Genomic DNA, 1155 nt, shown 5'->3' on the forward strand with positions numbered 1-1155 from the left:
CCGGCGAGGTCGCCTCCCGGGCCGCGACCGTCATCGCCGTCGCACTCGAGCGGGTCCGGCCGCTCTGCGACCCGGACGCCGCGGCCCGGATGGAACACGCCCTGACCCGCACGGCCGCCGAGAACGACGCCGACTTCCTCGTCCGCGTCACCCGCAGCTGGGCCGACGCGCTGGACCAGGACGGCACCGAACCCTCCGAGGAACTGCTCCGCCAACTCCAGGGCGCCTTCATCCGCCGCCGCCGCCACGGCCTGCACCACCTCGAGATCTACGCGACCACCGAACAGTTCGAACACCTCCTCACCGTCATGAACACCGCCACCAACCCCCGCACCGGCAACGGCGGAACCTCCCCGGCCGGAACGGGCGGCGGGCCCGCGGCGATGGATACTGCCACAGCCACTGCCACCGGTTCTGCCGTCAGCGACGGCTGGGACGCAGACACAGCCTCCGGTGTTGGGTGGCCCGCAGACACCGCCACAGCCGGTGCGGGTTCCGGCGCCGGAAACGAGTGGGCTGCAGGCGCCGTTCAGGGTTCGGTCAGTGCCGCTGCCGCCCGGGTCTCGGCCTGTGTATCCGGTGCCGCCGACGCCGATCCGGCGGGGGCTGGTTCGCCTGCCGGCCCAGCACCGGAGGACCTGCCGGGCCCCGGCAATCAGCCCGCGGCGGCTCAAGAGGATCCCGCGCTGCCGGCCCTGGATCTCCGCTCCCGGCCGCAGAAGCTGCTCGACGGCCTGGTCGGCGCGTGCAAGGCCGCACTCGCGGCCGGAACGCTGCCCGCTGCCGGCGGGCTCCGCCCGCAGGTCATGGCCACGATCGACTACCGCGACCTGCTCACCCGGCTCCAGGACAGCGCCGGCGCGCCGGAGACCGCCCCCGCAGGCTTCCGCCACTCACCAAGTCTGGCTGGCACCGGGTCGCTGCTGTTCACCGGGCCCGTCACCGCCTCCACCATCCGGAAGCTCGCCTGCGACGCTGACATCATCCCGGTCCTCCTCGGCGGCGGGGGCCAGGTCCTGGACATCGGCCGGGCCTCCCGGGTCTTCCCGCCGCACATCCGCAAGGCCCTCACCGCCCGGGACCGGGGCTGCGCCTTCCCCGGCTGCACCATCCCCGCGCCCTGGTGCGAGGCCCACCACATCGATTACTGGTCCC

At 73.9% G+C, this 1155-nt stretch carries 1 protein-coding gene; it reads left to right on the top strand.

From position 1 onward, the window contains the following. Positions 1-1155 (top strand): HNH endonuclease signature motif containing protein (locus AC1DEM_RS21615; RefSeq protein ID WP_476886327.1); only part of this gene is annotated, 1155 nt, incomplete at both ends.

This window comes from Arthrobacter sp. 05T420 (assembly GCF_056396305.1).